2 protein-coding genes and 1 pseudogene are annotated in these 1,903 nt (G+C 65.3%); all 3 read right to left on the bottom strand.

The genetic code is table 11. The features are described 5' to 3' along the window. Positions 1-365, bottom strand: a pseudogene (locus EN884_RS34615) (riboflavin synthase); the annotation flags it as partial. A gap of 12 nt (positions 366-377) precedes the next feature. Then, positions 378-1,493 carry a bifunctional diaminohydroxyphosphoribosylaminopyrimidine deaminase/5-amino-6-(5-phosphoribosylamino)uracil reductase RibD gene (ribD, locus tag EN884_RS34610; protein WP_063167764.1) on the bottom strand — a complete coding sequence of 372 codons (1,116 nt, stop codon included), beginning with the start codon at positions 1,491-1,493 and terminating at the stop codon, positions 378-380. Between the two features lie 2 nt (positions 1,494-1,495). After that, positions 1,496-1,903 (bottom strand): transcriptional regulator NrdR (nrdR, locus tag EN884_RS34605; protein WP_128361070.1); only part of this gene is annotated, 408 nt, incomplete at its 5' end.

The raw sequence follows: 1,903 nt of genomic DNA, 5'->3' as shown, positions 1-1,903 counted from the left end.
GCATCGCCCTCATCCTTGCGCTCGATGATCTCGGCCATGCCGTCGACATGGCCCGAAACGATGTGGCCGCCGAGTTCGTCGCCGATCTTCAGCGCCCGCTCCAGGTTGACCTTGGTGCCGGATTTCCAGCCCGAGGCCGTGGTCAGCCGCAAGGCTTCCTCCCATGCTTCAACCTCGAACCAGCGTGCATTCGAGGCGCTGTCGGGCAAGGCCGTGACTGTCAGGCAGACGCCGCCGCAGGAGATCGAGGCGCCGATGGCGATGGTCTGCGGGTCATAGGCTGTGTCGATGCGCAGCCCCGCCCCTTCCCTGAGCGGCTTGACGGACGCGACAGTGCCGACATCGGTGACAATTCCGGTAAACATCGGTGTTGATCCCTAGAGGTCTCTTGTCCACTCGGCGTAGCTGTCTTCGCCGAAACGCATGTCGCGCAATTTGCGAAATCCTGCCGGGATATGGTCGGCGTCGATCGGCGATGCAATGCCGTCGTCGCCGATTGCATCCGGTCCCTGGAACAGCACGATGCGGTCGACCAGCCCGTCGGCCAGGAAAGCGCTCGCCACCCTGGCGCCGCCCTCGACCAGCACGCTGGCCATGCCGAGCGCGGCCAGATCCTCGAGTAGTTCCGGCAAGGCTACGCCGCCCTCGTGCGTCTCGGTGCCGATGAAGCGCACGCCGGCGCGTTCGAGTGCTGCCCGCCGCAGCGGATCGGCCTCCAGGCAAGCGGCGATATAGAGCGGTACCCGGTCGACGCCCGAAACCAGCTTCGAGGCCTCCGGCAACCTGAGCTGGCGGTCGAGCACGATGCGGGCAGGCGAACGGTTCTCAAGCCCCGGCAAACGCACCGTCAGGGCCGGATCATCCTCAAGGGCGGTGCCGATACCAACCAGTATGGCGTCCGCCTCAGCCCGCATCAGATACACTTCTCGGCGCGCGATATCGCCGGTGATCGACACCTGCCCGTCACCTTCCCTGCCGATCTTGCCGTCGCTGGAAAGCGCAAGCTTGAGAATCACTTCCGGGCGTTTTCTCAACGATCGAATCAAATAGCCGGCCATCTGCTCGGCAGCTTCCGCCGCCAGCACCTTCTCGACCACCTCGACACCGGCCGCGCGCAGGATCGCATAACCCTTGCCGGACACGCGCGAATCGGGATCGCTGGCGGCACCGACGACCCGCGCAACGCCGGCATTGACCAGCGCATTGGCGCAAGGCGGCGTGCGGCCGTGGTGGGCGCAAGGTTCCAGCGTGACGTAGGCGGTGGCGCCGCGCGCGAGGTCGCCGGCCTCGGCCAAGGCCTCGGTCTCGGCATGCGGACGGCCGCCGACAGCGGTGACGCCGGTGCCGACGATCATCGGACCATTGCCGTCATCGCGTACGATCAGCGTACCGACAGACGGGTTGGTCGCGGTGCGCCCGGCATTTTTTCGCGACAGTCTGAGTGCCGCCGCCATGAAGCGGCGATCAAGGGCGGCCTGTTCGCTTGCAGTCATGCTCAGCTGGCTTCCTCTTCACCCTTGACTTCGTCGCCCTTGAGCTCGCCCAGCAATTCATGGAAATCCTTGGCCTCGCGAAAATTGCGGTAGACCGAGGCGAAACGGACATAGGCGACATCGTCGAGCGACTTCAGCGCTTCCATGACCAGGCGACCGACTTCTCCCGAAGCAACCTCCGTCTCGCCGGAACTTTCGAGCTGGCGCACGATGCCTGTCACCGCGCGGTCGATGCGTTCGGGATCGACATTGCGCTTGCGCACGGCGATCTCCACCGAGCGCAACAGCTTGTCGCGGTCGAAGGGCACTTTGCGGCCCGATTTCTTGACCACGACGAGGTCGCGCAACTGCACGCGTTCGAAGGTGGTGAAACGGCCGCCGCAATCGGGGCAGACGCGCCGCCTGCGGAT

It is taken from the genome of Mesorhizobium sp. M7A.F.Ca.AU.001.01.1.1, assembly GCF_004022735.1.
GTDB lineage: Bacteria > Pseudomonadota > Alphaproteobacteria > Rhizobiales > Rhizobiaceae > Mesorhizobium > Mesorhizobium ciceri.
This window is presented reverse-complemented; position numbering and strand designations above follow the sequence as displayed.

Excerpts from the sequence above, each read along its gene's own strand:
- ribD (WP_063167764.1), bottom strand. The coding sequence starts at position 1,493 with ATGACTGCAAGCGAACAGGCCGCCCTTGATCGCCGCTTCATGGCGGCG.